The sequence below is a fragment of the Nocardia sp. NPDC023733 genome (assembly GCF_040639775.1).
GTDB classification, from domain to species: domain Bacteria; phylum Actinomycetota; class Actinomycetes; order Mycobacteriales; family Mycobacteriaceae; genus Nocardia; species Nocardia rosealba.
Genome location: NZ_JBFAAN010000001.1, coordinates 1,782,899 through 1,802,263 on the forward strand (window position 1 = coordinate 1,782,899; position 19,365 = coordinate 1,802,263).

Below are 19,365 nucleotides of genomic sequence, written 5' to 3' on the forward strand. Positions count from 1 at the left end.
TCAGGTCATTGGCTCGGTTCGGGCAGTTGGCATTCGCCGACCTTGGGGTTCATGCCGAGATAGTTCAGCGGACCCGCCGCCACGGTGAGCGCGATGGTCCCCCAGTCGCCGCAGTTGGTGGGTGTGTCGGTGAAGTAGTCCCGCTGGAACGCCGCGACCAGCCCGGCCAGCAGCCAGGCGAGTACCAGCAGCGAGAACAGTGACTTGACGGTCTGATGAGGTGGTCGGGCCTGGATTTCTCGTACTTCGCGTACTTCTCGATCACGGCGGTTACGTCGTCCGCGCATCGTCATCGCATCCTTCCCACTCAGGGGTACCACGCGGATACCCGGTGTGATCAGCGCCAACCCTGCACGTCACACCCGATCGCAGGCCTGACGGAAGAACTCGATCTGATCGGCGACGACGCGGGTGCGCAGCGCCGGTTCGGTGTAGAAGGTGAAGTGAGTACCAGGGTAGACGCGCAACCGGCCGTCGGGTGCTCGTTCTGCCAGCTCGCGGCTGGTGTCGAGGGGTGTCTCCCGGTCGTCGGCGGCGGCGCACACGAGCAGCGGGCAGGTGAGGCGCGCGGCGGACTCGGCCGGGCGGTATCGCATCATCGACAGCAGGGCGCGCGGGGCGATGCTGTTGCGCCAGAGCGTTTCGCCGCCGCCGGTGAGGGTGGCGATGTGCCGCTCGGCGTCGGCGGAGGCGGTGACGGCGAGTTCGCCCGGTGCGCCGACCATCCGGATGTAGTAGGGCCGCATGCGGAGTTTGCCGCGCACGGTGTCCCAGATGATGGCGGCGAGCAGTGCCAGGTTGTCGGCGACCGTGCGGCCCTCGACCTTCTCGGGAAATCCGTTGAACGGGATCTGGGCGACGACCGCGGCGATGCGCGGGTCGGTGGCGGCGACGGTGATCGCGTGGGCGCCGCCGAGCGAGTTGCCCCACAGCAGGATGCGATCGGGGTCGACGCGGTCGTGTGCGCGGGCGAAGGCGACCGCGGCGCGCAGATCATCGAGTTGTCCGCCGATGTCGGGGACCTGCCGCGGCTCACCCTCGCTCTCGCCGAAGCTGCGGTAGTCGAAAACCAGTGTGGCCCATCCCGCTTCGGCGAATTGTCGCGCGTGGTCGAACAGGCGGTCCATCGTCCCACTGAAACCGTGACACAGGACGACACAGGGCAGCGATCTCCCGCCCTCGGGGAGCTCCAGGTAGCCGGCGCACCGGCTGTTTCCGGATGGGAACGACACTCGGGTTCGCACAGGACTTGCTCCCGCCTCGCTAGACTGACTCTCGGTAAGTAATCGTAGCGTCCGGACTGACCCGAGGTAAGTGGTGCGATGACATCCGAGCGAATTCTGGCTGCCGCGCGTTCCCTGTTCGCCGCGCGCGGTTACCGGGCGACCTCGATGCAGGCCATCGCCGACGAGGTCGGCATCACCAAGGCCGCCCTCTACTACCACTTCGACTCCAAAGAGGCGATCCTGCACCAGCTCACCGTTCCCCTGCTGGACGAGTTGGAAGCGACCCTGGCCCAGGCGGAGGCAGGCACCGGTGCCGAGGACGTACGGTGGCGGACCATCGAGGGGTATGTCGATGTGCATCTGCGGCACCGCCAGACACTCACCATGCTCGTCAAAGACATGAGCCTGCTCGTCCAGGCGCCGATCGCCGACCGTTTCCGGGCTGCGATCGCGCTGGCCAACGACCTCGTGGCGGGACCAGGAGCCGGGCTGGAACAGCGTGTGCGGGCGTGTCAGGTGGTCGCCGGGCTCGCCGATCCGGTGGTGCTGTTCCGCGACGCACCGATCGAGCGGCTGCGCACCCTGATCCTGGACGGTGCGCGAGCACTCCTCGGAGAACCGGGCGTCGGGCGAGCTCGCGGCCCGGCTCGGCGGCGTAATGGTGGGCGACCTGCGGCCCTCACGACGGAACAGGCCGGGCAGGCGCGCGAACTCCACCGATCCGGAGTCGGCGCCGAGCAACTCGCCGACCAGTTCGGTGTTTCGCGGGCGACGATCTACCGGATTCTCAAAATCTGATGTTCTGAGATTTGATTTTGAGACTGCGGGTTCGGCGGTGCGCTTCCTCCTCGGTGCTCGCGGCGAGGGTGGTGGCGTGGGTACGTAGGCTTGGGGCAACCCGCGCCGTGCCGTGCGCGACCCACCCTGTGAGGAGCACCATGTGGCCGTCCGATTGGCCCAGGTCGGCCCGTGCCATCGCGACCACGGTCGCGGCATCCGTCGAGGCCGCGCGAGCAGGAGACGAACCCGCTTTCCGCGAACACCTCGGTGACCTGGCAGACCTCCCGACCGACCAGGTGACCATCGTCGCGTCGGCCGTTATCCGCGAACTCCTCGAGGCCGCCCACCCCGACGGCCTCGCCGCCGACGACATCCGCACCGTCCTTAACGACGTCCTCCGCCACTCGCTCCCCTGGGTCCCCACCCTCGACCCGACCGCCGTAGCCACCGCACTCACCGGCGCCCTCGGCATCGACGAGCACCCCGACCACCCACCGACCGATCCCCACCCTGCCGCCGTCCTCCTGATCGCCCACCTGGCCGAAGCAACCCGGATCCCCACCGAGGACAGCATCACTCGCTCCATCAACGAAATAGCTCGAGCAGAGACCATCGAAATGCCCTGAGCCCTGGTAGATCCGGGCGGCGCCGAGTTGATAGCCCACAGCCGGGCGGTGCCCCACCTCGACATCATCACCGCAGTGCGGTGCCGGCCGCCGAATCGTTCGGTGACGCTGCGGCTCCCGTCGATCATCCGGGTCGAGTCGTAGCGGTCTCAGCGGCTGCGGATCAGGCGGGCGAGTTGGTCTCGGTCGGCTACGTCGAGTTTTATGCAGGCGCGGTAGATGTGGCCTTCGACGGTGCGGATGGAGACGCACAGGCGTTCGGCGATGGCTCGGTTCGACAGGCCTCGGGCGATCAGGGCGGCGATTTCGCGTTCGCGTTCGGTGATGGGGAGCGGGCGCGCGGCGGCGGTGACGGCGGGGGTTCCCGCGTCGTCGCAGCGGGCGGCGAGAGCCGAGGCGCGAGCGGCGGCCTCGGCGCTGGGGTGGCGTCGTCCGGCGTGGTCGTAGATGGGGACGGCTTGGGCGGCGGCGTCGGCGGCCGACAACAACAGGCCGGCGGCCTCGAGTTCCTCGCTCACCTCGGCGAGGGCGCCCGGGTCGGCCTTGGCCAGCGCCGTCGCGTGCCGCGCGTAGATGCCGGCGATCGGGCCCTGGACGCGGGCGGCTAGAGCCGTGAGCCGGGTGGCCACCGTACGGTCACCGAAGCGCGCCGCGTGGTGCAGTGCCTCGGCCTCCACGGCGAATTGGCCTGCGCTATGGGCGATATCGGCCGCCGTGCGGGCCAGCTCTACCGCCGCGTGGGGTCGGTGTTCGCCGGCCGCGAGCCAGGCGCGGGCGATGACGCGCTGCGGTTCGTGCAAGGCCATATGTGGCCCCCGGTGTTCATCGGCGTCACCGAGCACGCGCTCGGCGTTCTCCACCTCCCCCAGTGCCGCATAGGCGCGGGCCAGCAGCAATCGCGCGGGCAGTTTCCACGGCAGCGAAGCCTCGGCATTGAGCGCGGCCAATGCCTGTTCGAAGGCGGTGATCGCGTCCCGGAACCGGCCGCGATAGGTGGCGACCACCCCGGCGGCGATGCGGGCCACCGCCCAGCCGGCGAATTGCCCGGCCGAGGAGAACTCCCGGTATTCGGTGGCCCGCTGTTCGGCGAGATCGAGGTCGCCGATGGTGGTGAGGGCGAGCACGTCGCCGTAGCGGACCATCACCCGGATGAGCCCGTCGGTCGCCTTCTGCTGAGCGCGGCTCCGAGCCGCGATGGGCGCGAAGTCGGCGCCCCGACCGGCGACCGGCAGGGCGAGGCCGAGCGCGAAGGCAGCGAAATCGACCGCCTGGCGCGGTGATTCGGGATCGGCGAGTACCCGCTGCGCGGCGTCGATGCCTTCGGCGATGTGGTTCTCGTGGACGGCCATCGCCGCCGCCGCGGCGTCGACGGTCAATCGCAGCGCGGGGTATTCGACCCGGGTTCGCAGCAGGTCGACGAGTTCGCGGGCGTGTTCGACATCGCCGAGCGACCAGAAGCGCAGGCTCGCTCGCAGCACTCCCCATTGGACCAGTTGCAGGGGGTCGAGCCGGTCGGGGTCGAAGCGGGCCAGGATCCGATCGGCCTCGCGTGGCCTGCCCTCCCACAGCAGCGCACGCGAGTGCAGTTCAGCGGCGCGCAGCCCGCCGCCGCGTTCACAGGCGGCCCGGGCGAGCTGCTCGCCGAGCGGCAGATTCGCCAGGGCCACAGCGTCTTTGGCCGCGTCGACGAGCAGGTCGACGTCGATGGGCCGGTCGCTGTCGACACACAATCTGGCCAACCGGATGCGATGCGCGGGTGTGCTCAGATCCCGGTCGCGCAGCGTATCGACGAGGCGTCCGCGGCGGGCACGCGCGGCCGCGGTGCCGACGCGGCGGCGCACCACCTCGCCGAGCAGGGGGTGACTGAACCGCACATCGACGGCACCGTTGTGCCTGCACACCCGGATCAGCGCGGTCGATTCGGCCGCGTCGACCGCCTCGACACCCACCAGTTCGCTGAGGATGTCGATGTCGAGCGGCTCGTAGACGGCCAGCATCTCCAACACGTCGAGCACCGGTTTGCCTGCCCTGGTGAGTCGTTCGTCGAGCAACGCGACGAGCCCGGAGGGCACCGCGGTCGGCCCGCGCAGCTGCCAGACCCCGTTGACGTCGGTGAGGGTGCTCGCCTCGACCGCGCCCTCGACCATATTGCGCAGGAACAGCGGATTGCCGCCGGACGACTCCCACATCACATCGGCGCTGAGCCCCTCGAGTGTTCCGCCGAGCACGGTCTGCACGAGGTCGGTGCACTGCTGTTTGGTGAACGGCGTCAGCTCGATTCGCTCGAGGTAGCCGTCTTTCCACAGCGAGGTGATCGCGTCGGGTACCGGTTCGCCGCTGCGGACCGTGGCGACGACGCGCGCACCCCGGTCGACGGCGATCTGGTGCACGAGGGTGGCCGACAACGTGTCGAGCAGGTGGGCGTCGTCCACGCCGAGCACGGTGCCGGGCCTGGTCAGCAGGTTCTCGCGCGCGGAATGCAGGAGTGCGAGCGGGTCGCGTGACGCCGAGGCGGCGATCCAGGGCGCGAAGGCGCCGAGTGGGATGGCTTGTGAGGAGGCGGTGCACGCCGCCCAGCGCACGGGGTCGGGAAGAGCGGCGGTGACGAGCCGGGCGAGGGTGGTCTTGCCGACGCCCGCCGCGCCGACGAGAACCACGCCACCGGTTTCGCCGCTCGTCAGCGCGCGGTGGACAGCCTCGTACTCGTTGGGGCGATCGAGCAGCTGCCACAGTCCGCCCATGGGCGAAAAGTGTAGTTGTCCTGCGACGACGCCACAACGAAACGCGCCGGGCGGTGACGCGGATCGGGTGGGAGCGGCGCTGCTCACGGCGGCAGCTCGGTGGCGTCGCGTGGTTCGATGCGTGGTGCGTTGCCCACGTCGTGGCGGTAGTTGCTCGATGCCTCGTATACCCGCTTCTTGAGCCGGTTGATCGAGCCGAGGGGCCGGTGCGCGTCGAGCCCGCGCCAGGAGTTGAACGAGAGCACCTCGTCGCCGTAGGCGCGGCGTTGCGGTGTGTAGGGATCCTGTCGATCGAAGCGCAGAGTCGCCACCGTTTCGTGCGCGGATTCGGTTTCGGGCCAGTCGACGGTGGCGTCTTCGATGGGCATGCTGGTGATGTTCGTGCACAGCTGGGCGCGTAGTTCGTAGGTGGCGCCGTGGTTGGCGAAGAAGTCGATCACCGAGTTCTGGTGGGCATTCACGCCCGCCGATGTCGCGATCGGGCGGCCTTGCAGTGCAACGACTTCCGGCGACACCGGAGTGTAGAGCAGTTTGGCGACGTAGTCGCCGTGACGCAGCGGTGCCGAGGTGTAGAACGTCTCGCCGAGGATATGGGTGTTCGGGGCGACGAAGACGGCGAGGTTGGGCGGCACGCCCTTGCCGACGCGGCGCAGCACGTGGGTGTCGAGCGCGGCCATCAGGTCGCTGCCCGCCCGCAGAGCGGTATCGGGCAGCCGGGCGAGCACCCAGGCCGTCGGCATTCCCTTGGTGAGGTAGGCGTGCGCGTCGGCGAAGAGGAACTCCCGATGGGTGACCATGATGAAATCCTGGGTGGTGGCATCGTCGTCGGGCAGTGCGCGTGGGCCGTGCACACCGAGCACCTTGATGCCGAGCCCGCGTACGCCGCGCAACTGGTCGCTGCGGATGGCTCCGGAGGTGCTCGACAACCGGGCGATCACCGGATAGGTGGCGGGTCGGGCGAACATGCCCTGGGCCAGTTCGGATCGCAGGCCGGCATGGACGGTGAGTTCGCCGCGCAGGATGCCGTGGCTTTTGGCGTGCGCGTCGCGCAGGCCCCGCTTGTACTTGCGGAAAGCGCGTTCGTTGTTCGTGCGCAGTACCGCGATGATCCGGTCGATATCGCGTTCCTCGTCGGCACGTGGGTGTTCGAGATCGTCGCGGTAGCGCAGGTAGGTCGTCATCGGGACCTCCACGGGGCGAAGGGATTCGCGACGCCGGACAGGGCAGGGGCGAGGGTGGGGAAATGGCGCAGCAGCACGGTGCGCATCGTGTTGTCGCGCACCCAGGTCATACCTGCCTCGGTGTAGATCTCGGGCCGGAAGTCGGTGGTGAAGAACCGGTCGGCCGAGAGCCTGCGCGAGGCCATCAGCACGAAGATCCGGAACGCGGTGTCGCCGAAGCCGAAGCCGGGTGGTTTGGGCTCGGCGTAGAGGCCGATCAGCAGGTCGACATCGTCGACGGTGTCGTACACCTCGGCGAGTTCACGCACCCAGCGCGGATCATCGGTGAGATCGTCGAACGAGCGCGCGGGGGTCAGGCGCAGGTGGCGCCGGAACTCGTTGTAGCGCGGCACGCCTCGTTCCCGGATACGGAGGATGTCGATGGTCGCCAGGTCCAGTGGCTGGTCCTCGCCCCGATCGAGGCGTCGCAGGTGCTCGGGGTAGTTGTGCAGGGTGAGCGCACCCGGGTTGGCCCGGCCGAAGGAATACAGCAACGTGTCCATCGGGGTTTCCGCGAGGCGCTGACGGATGTGGCGCACTCCGAGTGCGGGGAAGGGAAAGCGGGCGAGTTCCCTGTCGTCGGCGAGGCTGCGCACGGTCAGTTCGTCGGGGATCAGCGGATGCATCCGGTACACGGCGACGAATTCCTCGGTCAGCGAGTACGGGACGCCGTGGTCCTCGCAGGCCGAACCCGGTATGCCGCAGAGGACTTCGTTGTCGACGAGCCTGCCGAAGCGGCGCGCTATCCGTTCCCCGAGCAATCCGAACCAGTTGGCGCGCAGGGCCGCGACCGTGGTGGGGTGGGCGATCACGGCCGGTGTCCAGTCGACGGTGTGGATCTTGGCGATCAGGGCGGCATTGATGAGACGGGCCGTGTCGTAGAGCCACTGGTCGTCGCGGCGGTCCGGATAGCGGGCGACCAGGCGCTCACAGATCGCGTTGTGCTCGCGCAGGAACAGCGAATGCAGCAGCGCGAGCCCCACCCAGGCATTGGCGGCGGCGGGCGATCTGGCCACCAGGTTCTCCGCGTCCAGCGGTGGCAGTCCGAGTTCGTCGATGATGACCTGACCGAGTTTGCCCGAGCGCAGACGGCCCGCCGCTTCGGCTGTGCCGCCGTAGATCTGGGAGGCGTCCCACCAGTGCGATTCGCCGGTGACGAAGGTCGGTGGGCCGGTGGGATCGGGTGCGGGCACGGTTGCGGTGCGCGCGATGGTCATCGTGGGTTCGGGCCGATCACCGTCGGCCACAGTGACCGTGAACGGTTCGGCATCGGCGGGTCGGTGGCTGAACCAGTCGTGTACTTCGAACTGTATCCACGCCGCGGCAAGCAGGTTCAAGGTAGTTGCGGGCCGGAACTCGTCGCGGGCGAGCAGCGCGGTGCTGACCGTGCGGGGGTTGGGGTCGAGGATCCGGGCGCTGTCCTCGGGGCGGGTGTGATCGAGGGGAATGTTGCGGCCGAATCGGCAGCCGATCGAACCCGCGCGCGGGTCGCCAGGGGTGTTGTAGGTGCCGTCCAGGGTGCGCGTGCGGTGCTCGTCGGGCCTGCCGGGTGGGAGGGGACCGTCGGGGTGCGGGCCGGTGTCGAAGAGGTTGCGAGCCCGCAGTCCGGCCCGTAATCCGACGAGCACGGCAAGACCGAGTGGTGTCGGCAAACGGGACCAGCCGACGCGGCGATCGAGGGCTTCTGCCGCCGCGACCAGGGCGTTCGTGATGCGTGACCGGCCGAGCGCGGTGTCACGCGCGCTGGTCTGGTGAGTGGCGTCGACCATCGGGAACCTCCACGAACTCCACGCGTACGGGACCGGATCGACCCAGTGTCCGCCGCACCCACCGGGCTGTCACGAGTAGTCGACTACTTCAGCGTTATGGGTGAGCGGAGCGCGCCGTGATGGGGTAGCGGACTACGCGCGCGCGGCCCGGCCGGGGTGGGCGAGGCTGATCCGTGGACATCGCGTCGTGTCCGCTACCAGCGACCGAAGGGGCTCCGGGTGATCACGCCGATCGAAATCAAGGTCAACCTCGACACCGATGTCGCGCTTGCGCTGCGACACCTCGGCTGTGATTCGGCGGCGGCCGCTGTCCGCGACATCTGGTTCGCCGAACCCACCCTGGCCGGCTCACCGGACCTGTTGACAGGGCGGATGGTCATCCGATTGCGCAGCGGCGCCGACGACGACCTCACCGTGAAGCTGCGCCCGTGTACGCCCGCCCAGTTGACCGGCCGCTGGGCACGCCCGTTCCTCGACGACGGGGTGCGGTACCGCATCGAACGCGATTGGTGCGGTACCCGGCGCATGTTGTCGGCGTCGGCGATCAGTGGGTGGCCTGCCGGTTCGGTCGGTGCTTTCGTGGATCGCGGGGTGGATGTCACCGAGGCCCTCGCCTCCGCGCAGCGACAGTTTCTGGTGAGTTGCACGCCACCGGGTGTCGCGGTCGACCGGCTGCGTGCGCGGGGCCCGGTGACCGCCCTGCGGTGGACCGGTATCGCGTTGGGCGCCCTGCACGCCGATGTCGAGCGTTGGCAGACGGGTGACCTCGACCTGCTCGAGCTCGCGATGAAAATCAGCGCGGCACCCGGAGATTCGCCCGTCGACCTGCATCTGCGCGCCGCCGCCGCGCAACAGGCACTCGAGGACGCCGTACACGGGCTCGGTCTGGCGATCGCGACCGGCGCCACCAAGACCGAGCAGGTTCTTGCCGCATCGGCCCGAACACGACCGAGGTCCTAGACGGCAGGACGTCGTGGCCCGCCTGCGATCGACCTCGTTGTCGGCTACAAGCGCTGCCGCGACTGCCGCAGAACACCGGTGACCCGAAACCGACCACGCTGTCGGCCCGGCCCGGTGTACCGCGACACTGCCGGGTGTTCAATTCACGATGATGAAATTGAACAGCACCCTGATATTGCTGCTCCAGCCGACGTGATATCGCACCGAAATGGTGCCGTCGGCGTGCGGGACCACATTCAGCACCTGTGTGGTCGCCAATCCGAGAAACGGGGTGCCGTTGTTGTCCCGCTCGGTGAGGCTCACCGAGACCTGACTGTCGGCCCGTACCGTCGCATTCGGGAAACCGAATACCCAGGCGCCGGTGCCGTGGGTGAGCAACCCCTGCTGCGCCCAGAAGATCGAGGTGATGTTCGTTTCCCCGATGGCCCGGGTGCCCATCGCCTCGACGGCGGAATATCCCGCTTTGGTCGACTCGAAATCCGCGTCTTCCACGGTGTCCGCGCTCGCCGCGACGACCGCGTCACTGCTGTCTTCCTGCAACATTTCTCTGCCCTTTCTCGGCGGGAAAATCTCTGTGCCTCAATGGTCGCGCGCGGACCCGGCCCGCCGAATGCGTAATCCACTACCCCACTGCGTCCCGCCGCATTCGGGTAGTCCGCCACGCTATCGGTGGCGGCGCCGCATCCCGAGGATGAGAAGCGCCGAATAATTCGGCGACTTTCGACAATTCCGGCTCGGATGGAGGAACGGCAGTGAGCGGATATTCGTTGCACATCGGTTTGAATCGGGTCGATCCCGCCGCCTATGGCGGTTGGGACGGCGCACTCGCGGGTTGCGTGAACGACGCGAATTCCATGGCGGCACTGGCCGCCGCACAAGGCTTCGCCACTTCGGTGACCTTGCTCGACAGCGCGGCCACCTCGTTCGCGATCATCGGCGAGATCGGTCAGCTCGCGACCAACGCGCAGCCGGGTGATCTCGTGCTGATCACCTATTCCGGGCACGGCGGTCAGGCGTGGGACGTCGACGGCGAGGAGGACGACAATCAGGACGAGACCTGGGTGGCCTTCGACCGCCAGATCGTCGACGACGAACTGTTCCAGATGTGGCGTCAGTTCACGGCGGGTGTGCGGGTGGTGGTGTGCTCGGACAGCTGTCACAGCGGCACCGTGGTGCGCGACGCCTTCACCCGTGACAGCCGCGCGGCCATCGCCGACGTGGCCGAGCGCGCTTACGCCGACGCACCGGCCGCGCCCACGGTGGTGCAGGGCAGTCCGAAGGCGATGCCGCGAGAGGTGCAGTCCGAGGACAACAAGCGGCGCAGGCAGCTGTACTCGTTCGTGCAGCGTTTGAGCGGCCCGCAGTCACGCTCGGACCTGCGCGCGAGCGTGGTGCTGTTGTCGGGCTGCCAGGATTCGCAGCTGTCCTACGACGGGCCGGTCAACGGCCAGTTCACGGGGTCGCTGCTCGAGGTGTGGGCCAACGGTGCTTTCGCCGGCGGGTACACCCAGTTCCATCGGCAGATCATGAACATCATGCCGCCGGATCAGGTGCCGAACCTGTACCCGCTCAACGCGGGTGCCGATTTCCTCGAACAGCGGCCGTTCACGCCGTGAGAAGTGGGAGGTGCGGGGTGGCGTCCGCACCTCTCTCACACTCGATACCACTCCGGGGGGATCATCATCGTGGCGACGAAGACTGTGCGCATCCGCAATTCAGCGGGCACTTCCGCGGCTTCCGGTCCCACGAGGTTCTCGGTCTCCCACAGGCGAAGGCGCAGATGATCGGCGGTCGGGGGCAGCATAAGGGCCGCGATGCCGCCGTCCTCGGCCCGTTCGACCGACGAGCCGACCGGCCGCCACACCGCCAGGCCCTGCTGGTCGGCCGGATCGTCGACGACGAGGTCGACCGCCTCCGGTGTGAGGCCCGCCGGGCAGGATTCCAGGCGCAGCTCCAACCGGTTCAGCGGATTCGGTGACGTACCCGCCACACCGACGCGTAATTCGTTCCCCGACCGATCGACGACCACATGCCGGTCGGGCAGCAACGGCACCGTGTCGGTGATCACGACCGGTGACAAGCTCATTCCGTCGAGGCTGTGTCGCTGGTAGCGGGCGACCGCGAGCCGGATGAACGGGTGATAGGACTGATGTTCCTGTGGCACAGCGATCTCCACGTCGGCAAACCACCGGTCACCTCCGGGTGACACCGAATGTGGTGCGACAGCGACGAACTCACCGAGCTCGGGAATGATCACCTCCCCCGGTTCGACGGCCGCCGGGAACCACGAGAGCTGCGGGAACGAGGGCAGATCCGGTGTACCGAACAGCGGGTCGCGCCCGGCCCGGCTCACGGTGGCGGCCACCGTCGGAGTCGGATCCGTGGTCGGCGCGAGCACCACTGCCACTTGTTCCCCCTCGCCGGTTTCGTACCAGGGGCGAGCGAGCTCGACCCGGATGCGGCCGCTGTCCCGGCTGAATTCGAGTCGATCGGCGCCGGTCCTGGCGACGCGCGTCGCGAAGGCGGGGACGACCCCGAGCACCACCGGTGCCGTCGGTCGGGCGCTGGAGGCGACGACGATCGGGGCCTGCGCGCGGGCGACGGCGAAGTCGGCTTCGGGATCGGTGGCCGCGAAGTACTGCCGGTAACGGCTCACCGCCTCGAGGGTGTAGGTGATGGTGCGGTGGCGCGTGTCGCCGAATTCGTGCCGGAACCGCACCGTCGGCATCTCACCGGGCTCGACGACCTGGCTGTGGACATCGGTGAGTGTGGTCGGGGTGTGTGCGGTGGTTGCGAGGGTTCCGGCGTCGGTGACGTCGGTCCAGGCGGCGGAGAACCGGAGGCGGCCGGTGCTGTGCGGATCGAGACCGGTGTCGGTGAACATCGGGGTGAGCAACGCTGTCGGGTCGTTCGGTTCCCGATGGACCGCCTCCTCCGGCAGCTCCCAGACAGGCTCGCGCAGTGGACGTTTCACCGCGTGTACCACTTCGATGCGCACCGGGGGCGTGACGGCGGGATTGCGGCCGAGCTTGGTGCTGTCGGGCGAGATCGTCGGTTCCCCCGCACCGCCGGCGAGGGCGTCGCTGATGGCCAGATGATTGGACAGTTCGCCGTCCAGAGTGGAGCTCAGCTCGATCCTGGCCTGTTTGCCTTGGGCGAGCCCGACACTCAGCACGTCACCGTTCCAGCGCACGGTGATCGGTTCGGCACCCGGGTTGTCGTGCAGTTCCACTGTTTTGGGTGCGTACTGTGGCCAGGCGGGCGACCAGGCGCTGTGGTCGCCGATGGTTGCGACCAGTCCCGCCTCGCCTGCCCGGACCTGGGCACGCACCCCGCTGGCGACCGGGTCGGGCAGGCCCGCGCCGCTACCGTCGGTGTCCATGGCCCGCTGGGCGAGCTGGAAGGACTCCTCGTCGGTGCGTTCGTCGAGCATGCGGTGCTGTTCGACCAGCGACAGCGCGGCGGTGGGTGCGTGCAGGACACGCGTGTCGCGGACCGGGTAGTCCGGGTTCTCGGCGTGCAGGTCGGCGACGCCGCGATCCGCATCGCTGCGGATGACCAGCCGGGTGACCGCCGCGCCTGCCGCGAGCGCGGCGGGCCCGTGCACCTGAGGCGGCGGCACCGGGTCGTGCCGCAGATAGCTCACCGCCGTGCTCGCCACGGTGGCGTCGTCCAGTTCGGCGGTGGTCAGCCCGCCACCGGCCATGTCGGCGATGCGCACCCGCACCTGGTACAGGTCGGCGAAACGCAGCGCGGGCATGCTGCGCGGCGGCACCGTGTAGTTCCAGGTGAAGTCGAAAGGCAAGGGCTGCGCGGGGTTACGCGCGGGCCCGCTCGTATCGCCGCGCAGGTTCGGCGACGGAAGCGCGAGGCTCCATCCGTCCCAACGCAACACCACCTCGTCGGCGCGCAGCTGCCCGTCCGCGCCGCGAACGGCGGCGAACGGTTTCACATGCCCCTCCTCGCGGCCCGCGACGATATCGACACCGTTCACGCGGTAGCCGGCATCGCGGGCGCATACCGACAGCCACGGGGCGCCCTCGCGCCGGATGTCGACGCGGTAGCCGAGCACGAGGTCCTCGGCGGTGAACACGGCGTCACCGAGGTCGCGGGATCGTCGCGCACCGGCGCCGCTACGAGCGCGGTACGCCCGGCCGCGGCCGGGCTGGAGCAGGGTGATGCCGCTGGAGCGGACCGGGGGCAACACCGGATTCGCCGGGGTGTTGGCGGCGAAGTCGTGGGCGGCCTGGCGGAAACCGTCGGCACCACCGTCGATGTCGAAAGTCGCGATGGCCCAGCCACGCTGCGTGGCGGGCGCGGCGGGGTCGGTGAGCGAGACCGAGTCCGACAGGTCGAGCATGCCCGCGCGGATGCCGGAGGACGCCACGGGATCGGGCGCGGGCCGGAAGTCGGTCGCGGTGAGCTCGTATCGGGTCCACGGCGCGGTGACCAGGTTGCGCAGGAACGGCGGGTCGACGCAGCGCACACTCAGCAGCGCGCTGCCCTCGGGCAGGTCGGTCGCGGAACAGCGAAGTTCGAAGACGAGGCCGAGCTCGAGCAGTACCGCCGGGTGTTCGCGCAAGTTGGCGACCGTGCGGTGGAAGTCGGCGACGAGCGGCGGGGGCGGTTCGTTGTCGTCGGGGACGGGTGGGGTGGCGGTGCCGTCCCAGGTGGCGATCTGCTCGCGCACCGCCGCCTCGGTCTCCTCCGGTGGGCGTTCGGCGCCGGCGCGGGTGACGGTGCGCAAGGTCGCGGCGACCTTCGTCGCGGTCGCCGCCGTGTCGGACACCCGGGGCGGGCGCACCGTGCGCTCCTCCCACTGGCGCACGAAACCCGCTTCGCCACCGAAGAATTCGTGCCACAGCTCCGAACGGGCCCGCACGACCAGGCGCGGCGTCGCGGCGACGACCCGCTCCCCCGCATCGGTGCGCACGCGCAGTTCGAAACCGGTCTGGTCGTTGAGCAGTGACGGCCAGTCCGCGAGCCCGAAGTCGACCAGGGTGCCTTCGGCGAGCCTCGGGACGACCAGTACCCGCAAGGACAGTTCGGCGCTGCCCCGTCCGGAAGGTACTGCCACCCAGAGCATTTCACTCATGGTCCACCTCGTACACGCGCGCGACGTTGTCGGTACAGGCGCCGACGACCACCCGGCCGTCGGCACCTGCGGCCAGCCGGCTCATCGGCATGGGCTGCAGGAAACGGTCGATTTCTTGTCCACCGACCGGGTCGATCACGGCGACGACCGGGTCGTCGGCGGACACGATCAGGGTGCCGTTCGCCGCGAAGACCAGGTCGTTGACGGTGGCCCGCGCGGTGAGCCGGTGCACCAGGACCTCCCGCTCACCGTCGATACGCCACAGGTCGAGGACTTGCCCGCGCGCCGTGGCGAGAAGACCGGCATCGGGTGCGAGGGCGAGCACCGTCACCGGTCCCGGGTGCTCGATCCGCAGGCGCCGGATCCCGGTCGTCGCATCGATCACCAGGGTGCTGCCGTCCTCGCTCGCGGTGACGAGCGTGTTCGCGCGGGCACACAACCCCCGGATCTTGGCGTCGTGTTCGAACGGTGGATGCGCTTCGGTTCCGGTGGTCCCGGCCAGGAGTCGCACTTTGCGATCCAGGGCCACCGTGGCGACCCAGGCGGCCGCCGGACCGATCACCACATGGGTGACGGCGAGTGGATGCTGATGCGACCACAGCTCGGTGACATTCTCCGGATCGGCACCCGGTACCCGGTCGAACAAGCGGGCCGTGCGGTCGGCGCTCGCGGTGGCGATTCGGGTTCCGTCGTCGCTGAAGGCCACCGCGTTGACCGCCCCGTTGTGGCGCGCGGTCCACCGGGCGCCGGTCAGGGTGTCGAAGTGTCTGCACCGGCCGTCGCTGCTGCCGGTGACTACACCGTGTCCGTCGGGACTCACCGCCACGGCGCCGATCGGACCGGGGTGGACCCGTTCGAGCATCAGCTCACCGGTCGCGGCGCGGAAGACGACGAGTTTCGCTTCGGCCGCGGCGGCGACGATTCCGGCCGCACCCGCACTGGCGGCCACGACGCCGATGCGGGCGCCGCAGTCACGCCGGGACCGCGCCGGGGTGCCCAATTCGTAGACGCGGACCGAACTCTCACCGCCGGTGACGAGCCCGGTGCCGTCACCGGTGACCGCGAGGTGCCACACGGTGCGCCCCGGATCCGACCAGATCACCGACTCGCCGGTGGTCTCGATGACGCTCACCCCGGCCGGGTCCGTCGCGGGCGGGATCGCGACGTTCACCGCGAGCCGCTCGCCGCGCGGCAGGAACGCACCGGCGAACGGACCGTTCCCCGGAACCGGCAGCGTCCTGCGCACGCCACCGTCGATCACCGACAGCAGAGCGATGTCGTTGTTGCCCACGCGCACAAGGGTTTCGCGACCGGGGCTGTAGAACAGGCTCTCGAACCAGGTGTTGATGTTCGCCAGTTCCGGTGCGTCGACGGCGCCGCGCGCGACAGCGGCGCCGGTCGCGTCGACCTCGAGTTCGTAGGTGGTGATGGTGCCCCAGGTGGCGCTCGCGAAGATCACGCCGTCACCGCCGGGGGTGAAGTCGGCGGCCGACGGGATGTTCGTGTGATCGCCGAGCTGCCACCGCGGTGTTGCCGTCGCCAGGTCGACCAGCGAGGGGCATCCTGTGCACAGCAGCGTCGAATCGGACCGGAATCGGGGCCGAGTCATGGAGTTTCCCTGCCGGTAGAGCACCGCGCCGCTCGCCGCGTCGAACACGATGTTCTGTGCGAACTCGCCGCCCGCGCCGTCGTCGAGTATCCCGATGAGGGCGAGTCGGGTGCCGTCCGGACTGAGTTCGAGGAAACCGCCACCCCGGTGCGACCACACCTCCTCGCCGCTCGCGGTGCGCAACAGCGACACCCACCGTTCCTCGGCGTCGTTCACACCCGCGAACACGAAGGACTCGCCGTCGGGTGTGAAGACCACATCGAAGCATCTGGCCCCTGCATTGCTCCAGAGCACCTGTCCCCTGGTTCCGTCGACCATGCTCGATCCCGGTGTGCCGCCGCCGTCGTTCCCGAACAGCGACCACCCTGTGCCCGCGAATACCCGCCGGCCGTCGCGGCTCACCGCAACCCGGCTCACGGGGTGGTTCAATGCCACATCGGCGACGACCCGGAAGTGCTCGGCTTCGTTCATTGCCCTACTCCTGCGAAGGCGGCCCGGTATTCGAGCCACTGAGCCAGTGCGGTGTCACGGTCGCGCAGTGCAGGCCTACGAGCCGCCCCGCCCGCGAGCACCCATTCGCCGCTGTCGATTTCCACGCTGTCGGACCAGAGGGTGAGGTCGACCTCGATCACCAGGGTGGCGTGGCCGACGAGGGCGTTGCGTTCGGATCGGTAGGTCAGCGACAGGCACAGTTCGATCGAGACGCTGATCAGCCCGAGGACCTCGACACAGCCGCCGATGCGCAGGTACCCGCACAGGGTGACCGCGCCGTCGGATTCGAGGGTGAACCGCACGCCGCCGAGCGCGTGCACCTCACCGGAGGCGACGACGAAGTCGACGGCGACGAACGCCCCGAATTCCAGGGCCGCCTCGAAGCGGCGCAGCCCGTCGCCGTCGAGCTGCATCTCGAGGTAGCCGCCACCACCGAACATCATCACCGCGAGCTGGAAGGGGTTCGCCCGGCTGGCGAAACCGAAGGTGAAACCGACCGGTCTGCCGTCGAACGGGATATCGACGGCCGAGGTGAGGGCGATATTGCGCATCACGAACGCCCCGGCGGTGACCGGTGGCAACGGCAGGGCGTAGCGGACGGTGATGCCACGGGCGCTGACGTCGAGCATCTTGCCGGTGTCCCCCAGCTGAACCAGATCCTGGAGTTCCTTCAGCAGATTCAGGGCGCCGACGAACTCGACCCGGAGGCCGTCGACGGTGACCTCGGGTGCGGCGCCGCCGCGCTGGGTGAAGGTCAGAGCCGCGAAGCTCAGGCGCAGCACCCGCTTGGGGCCCGGCGGTAGTTCGAGGGCGAATTCCTTGACCGTGCACCGGGTTTCGTTTCGATCGGGCGCTGCGACGATGGTCAGGTCAAGCCGGGTGCCCAGTCCGGCGACGAACGTGCCGACCGACCGGAGGGCGATATCGCGCCAGTTCATGTGGACTTCCGGTGGTGCGCCGACCCGTGGTACGGCGGTGATCTCTGGTGGTAGTCGCAGCTGGGTCACCAGGGTGCGTAACGGAAAGCCCAGCAGCTGGGCCTGATCCGAGGGGAACAGGGCAACCGGGTCGATGAGTCCGGTCGCCGGGTTGGGCAGTGCCCGCAGGTTCACCGGGCCGAGCGTGCGAGAGATAGCGTCGGCGACGTACTTGGGGGTGAGCAGACCACCCGAGCGTGCGGCGTCGCCGGCGAAGTCGATATCGCGGGCCTGGTCCGGCAGCATTTCCATGAGCACGTCGGCGGTGCCGTCGCGTAGGTAGTTCTCCGCCAGGCGAACCGACGTGCGGCGGTCGTCTCCGCGCAGCACCCGCAGGGCAGGCAGCGCGATGTCGAGCTGGGTGAGCCCGGCGCGGTACCCGGCGGACGGGGAATGCTCGGCCAGGCCTGCGAGGGTCAAGCCGTGAACCTCGTGGATGTCGCCGCGACCACGGCCACCGGCCCCGGCCAGATCCAGCGGTGTCGGTGCGATCGACACCGAGACGGTGCCGTAGTCGTCATGAAGCCGTTGCGCGAGACCGGGATCGGTGAGCGAGGTGCCGGTACCCAGGTCGATCTCGGCGACGAACAGCAGCGGTACCCCGAACGTCACCACCCCCGTCGCGGTGACACACCGGATCGGGAACCGCACCGGCAACCCGGCCATCGTGGTCGGCAGGAAGTGCGTGGCCTGTTCACCCACCCCGGGCAGACCCGTGAACTGCCAGCCCCCGGCATTCGGCGATTCGAGGTCGGTGAAGGTCGTCTGTGCTATCTCCACGGCGCCGAGCGGGAACCGGCGGCGCAGGGCAGGGTCGTCGGGCGGGTGACGTACCGGTTCGAGAACGGTGAGCACACCGATCCGCCGCAGCACCGCCGCCCCACCGGTCGACGCGTCGAACTCCCTGGTCACGATCTCGAGGTACTCGGCACGATGCCCCAGCGGGTACAGCGCTCCTTCGAATCGGGTGCGCACCAGCATGTCCCGGCCGAGCACCGCGCGCTGCTCCCATTCGAACGCCGCCCAGGTGCCCTTGACGTGCAGGGTGGCACCGAGGGAGCTCAGCTCCAGGCGGGAGGCGTCGGCTGGGCTGGTCGCGGTCTCGGCCACCAGGCGGGTGCGCGTCGCGCGCGGGGTGCCGAGGGAGTTGTCGGGCCCGAAGTCGGGATCGAGGGTGTTCGCGATGTCGTGGTCGACCACGCGCACCGACAACCGGGCATCCGAAGGAGTCACTGCCTCTGTTGCTTCCGCGGCTACCAGCCTGGTGCGCCAGAGCCCACGCACTCCGTTCGGCGCGGTGGCACCGGTGTGTCTGCAGACGACCGAGTCGTCACCTGACCTACTCGGGCCACGACCGGCGAGCCCGGCGCTGCCTCTGTCTGGAGCGGTCGGGGAAGTTTCCGGCAGTGACCCCGCACTGGGTAGCGCCCCATCAGCTGGGGTCGCACGGCTGCGCGAAACCTCTCGCGCCATCCTGCCACCAGGCACGAGGACGGTGCGCCAGGGAATCTCTATGGCGGTTGCGCCCAGGTCGACGACCAAGGGCACGGTGGCCACCGCATCCAGAATCCCCTGGACAGTCAAGGGGATTCGTTGCCCCGATGGCACCCCCACGACGATCCGGCTCGGACCGGCGAGCACCCCGCGCCAACCGGGTACCGATGCCCCGGTCGTCCCCGCCGCCAGCACCAGTGGTGCGTCCGAGAACGGTGGCGAGCACTCCTCCCCCACGTGTTGCGGCGGGAACAGCACCGTGAGCTGGGCGTTGTCACCAGCGGTGAGCATGCCGGTGCCGTCGGTGGCGCACCCGGTCCAGCGCACCCCGAGCACCAGGTGGTCCTCGGGGCGGATCAGCAGCACGTAGCGCATC

Annotated in this window: 13 protein-coding genes; 4 read left to right on the plus strand and 9 right to left on the minus strand. The window is 69.2% G+C overall.

All coding sequences use genetic code 11. The annotated features are described in order from the left end of the window. Nucleotides 1–5: 5 nt before the first annotated feature. Nucleotides 6–200, minus strand: coding sequence for a hypothetical protein (locus tag AB0F86_RS08215; RefSeq protein WP_067490330.1), 195 nt, complete (start codon nt 198–200; stop codon nt 6–8). Between the two features lie 156 nt (nt 201–356). Continuing rightward, on the minus strand, nt 357–1,244 hold the full coding sequence (locus AB0F86_RS08220) for an alpha/beta fold hydrolase (RefSeq protein WP_356982886.1): 888 nt from the start codon (nt 1,242–1,244) through the stop codon (nt 357–359). A 78-nt stretch (nt 1,245–1,322) separates the two neighbouring features. On the opposite strand from AB0F86_RS08220, the gene AB0F86_RS08225 reads away from it, so the two are divergent. After that, nucleotides 1,323–2,024: a TetR family transcriptional regulator gene (locus tag AB0F86_RS08225; protein WP_356982888.1), complete on the plus strand. Its 702-nt coding sequence runs from the start codon at nt 1,323–1,325 to the stop codon at nt 2,022–2,024. Between the two features lie 140 nt (nt 2,025–2,164). Beyond that, nucleotides 2,165–2,632 (plus strand): hypothetical protein, encoded by a 468-nt coding sequence (locus AB0F86_RS08230; RefSeq protein WP_356982890.1) that lies wholly within the window; start codon nt 2,165–2,167, stop codon nt 2,630–2,632. 149 nt (nt 2,633–2,781) lie between these two features. Here AB0F86_RS08230 and AB0F86_RS08235 read toward each other — a convergent pair whose 3' ends face one another. The 3 genes from AB0F86_RS08235 to AB0F86_RS08245 form a co-directional block, all read right to left on the minus strand. Next, the gene (locus tag AB0F86_RS08235; protein ID WP_356982892.1) at nt 2,782–5,373 is read right to left on the minus strand and encodes a LuxR C-terminal-related transcriptional regulator; all 2,592 of its coding nucleotides are present in this window, start codon (nt 5,371–5,373) and stop codon (nt 2,782–2,784) included. An 83-nt stretch (nt 5,374–5,456) separates the two neighbouring features. Continuing rightward, complete coding sequence (locus AB0F86_RS08240; protein WP_181697133.1) at nt 5,457–6,554, minus strand: catalase family protein; 1,098 nt, start codon at nt 6,552–6,554, stop codon at nt 5,457–5,459. After that, nucleotides 6,551–8,362: a peroxidase family protein gene (locus AB0F86_RS08245; RefSeq protein ID WP_356982894.1), complete on the minus strand. Its 1,812-nt coding sequence runs from the start codon at nt 8,360–8,362 to the stop codon at nt 6,551–6,553. The genes AB0F86_RS08240 and AB0F86_RS08245 overlap by 4 nt, the downstream gene beginning before the upstream one ends. 219 nt (nt 8,363–8,581) lie before the next feature. Between AB0F86_RS08245 and AB0F86_RS08250 the strand changes: the two genes are divergently transcribed. Beyond that, entirely contained in the window at nt 8,582–9,322 is a 741-nt protein-coding gene (locus tag AB0F86_RS08250; RefSeq protein WP_356982896.1) for a hypothetical protein, read from the plus strand. Nucleotides 9,323–9,460: 138 nt separating this feature from the next. Here AB0F86_RS08250 and AB0F86_RS08255 read toward each other — a convergent pair whose 3' ends face one another. Next, nucleotides 9,461–9,865 (minus strand): hypothetical protein, encoded by a 405-nt coding sequence (locus AB0F86_RS08255; protein WP_181697130.1) that lies wholly within the window; start codon nt 9,863–9,865, stop codon nt 9,461–9,463. A gap of 209 nt (nt 9,866–10,074) precedes the next feature. Here AB0F86_RS08255 and AB0F86_RS08260 point away from each other — a divergent pair, with 209 nt between their 5' ends. Beyond that, on the plus strand, nt 10,075–10,938 hold the full coding sequence (locus tag AB0F86_RS08260; RefSeq protein WP_181697129.1) for a caspase family protein: 864 nt from the start codon (nt 10,075–10,077) through the stop codon (nt 10,936–10,938). Nucleotides 10,939–10,973: 35 nt separating this feature from the next. On the opposite strand, the gene AB0F86_RS08265 is transcribed toward AB0F86_RS08260, so the two are convergent. The 3 genes from AB0F86_RS08265 to AB0F86_RS08275 are packed head-to-tail and all read right to left on the minus strand — an operon-like array spanning nt 10,974 to nt 19,364. Beyond that, nucleotides 10,974–14,417 carry a hypothetical protein gene (locus tag AB0F86_RS08265; protein WP_356982898.1) on the minus strand — a complete coding sequence of 1,148 codons (3,444 nt, stop codon included), beginning with the start codon at nt 14,415–14,417 and terminating at the stop codon, nt 10,974–10,976. Beyond that, complete coding sequence (locus AB0F86_RS08270) at nt 14,410–16,497, minus strand: WD40 repeat domain-containing protein (RefSeq protein ID WP_356982900.1); 2,088 nt, start codon at nt 16,495–16,497, stop codon at nt 14,410–14,412. Before AB0F86_RS08270 ends, AB0F86_RS08265 begins: the two co-directional genes overlap by 8 nt. Further along, on the minus strand, nt 16,494–19,364 hold the full coding sequence (locus tag AB0F86_RS08275; RefSeq protein WP_356982902.1) for a hypothetical protein: 2,871 nt from the start codon (nt 19,362–19,364) through the stop codon (nt 16,494–16,496). The genes AB0F86_RS08270 and AB0F86_RS08275 overlap by 4 nt, the downstream gene beginning before the upstream one ends. Nucleotide 19,365 lies beyond the last annotated feature (1 nt).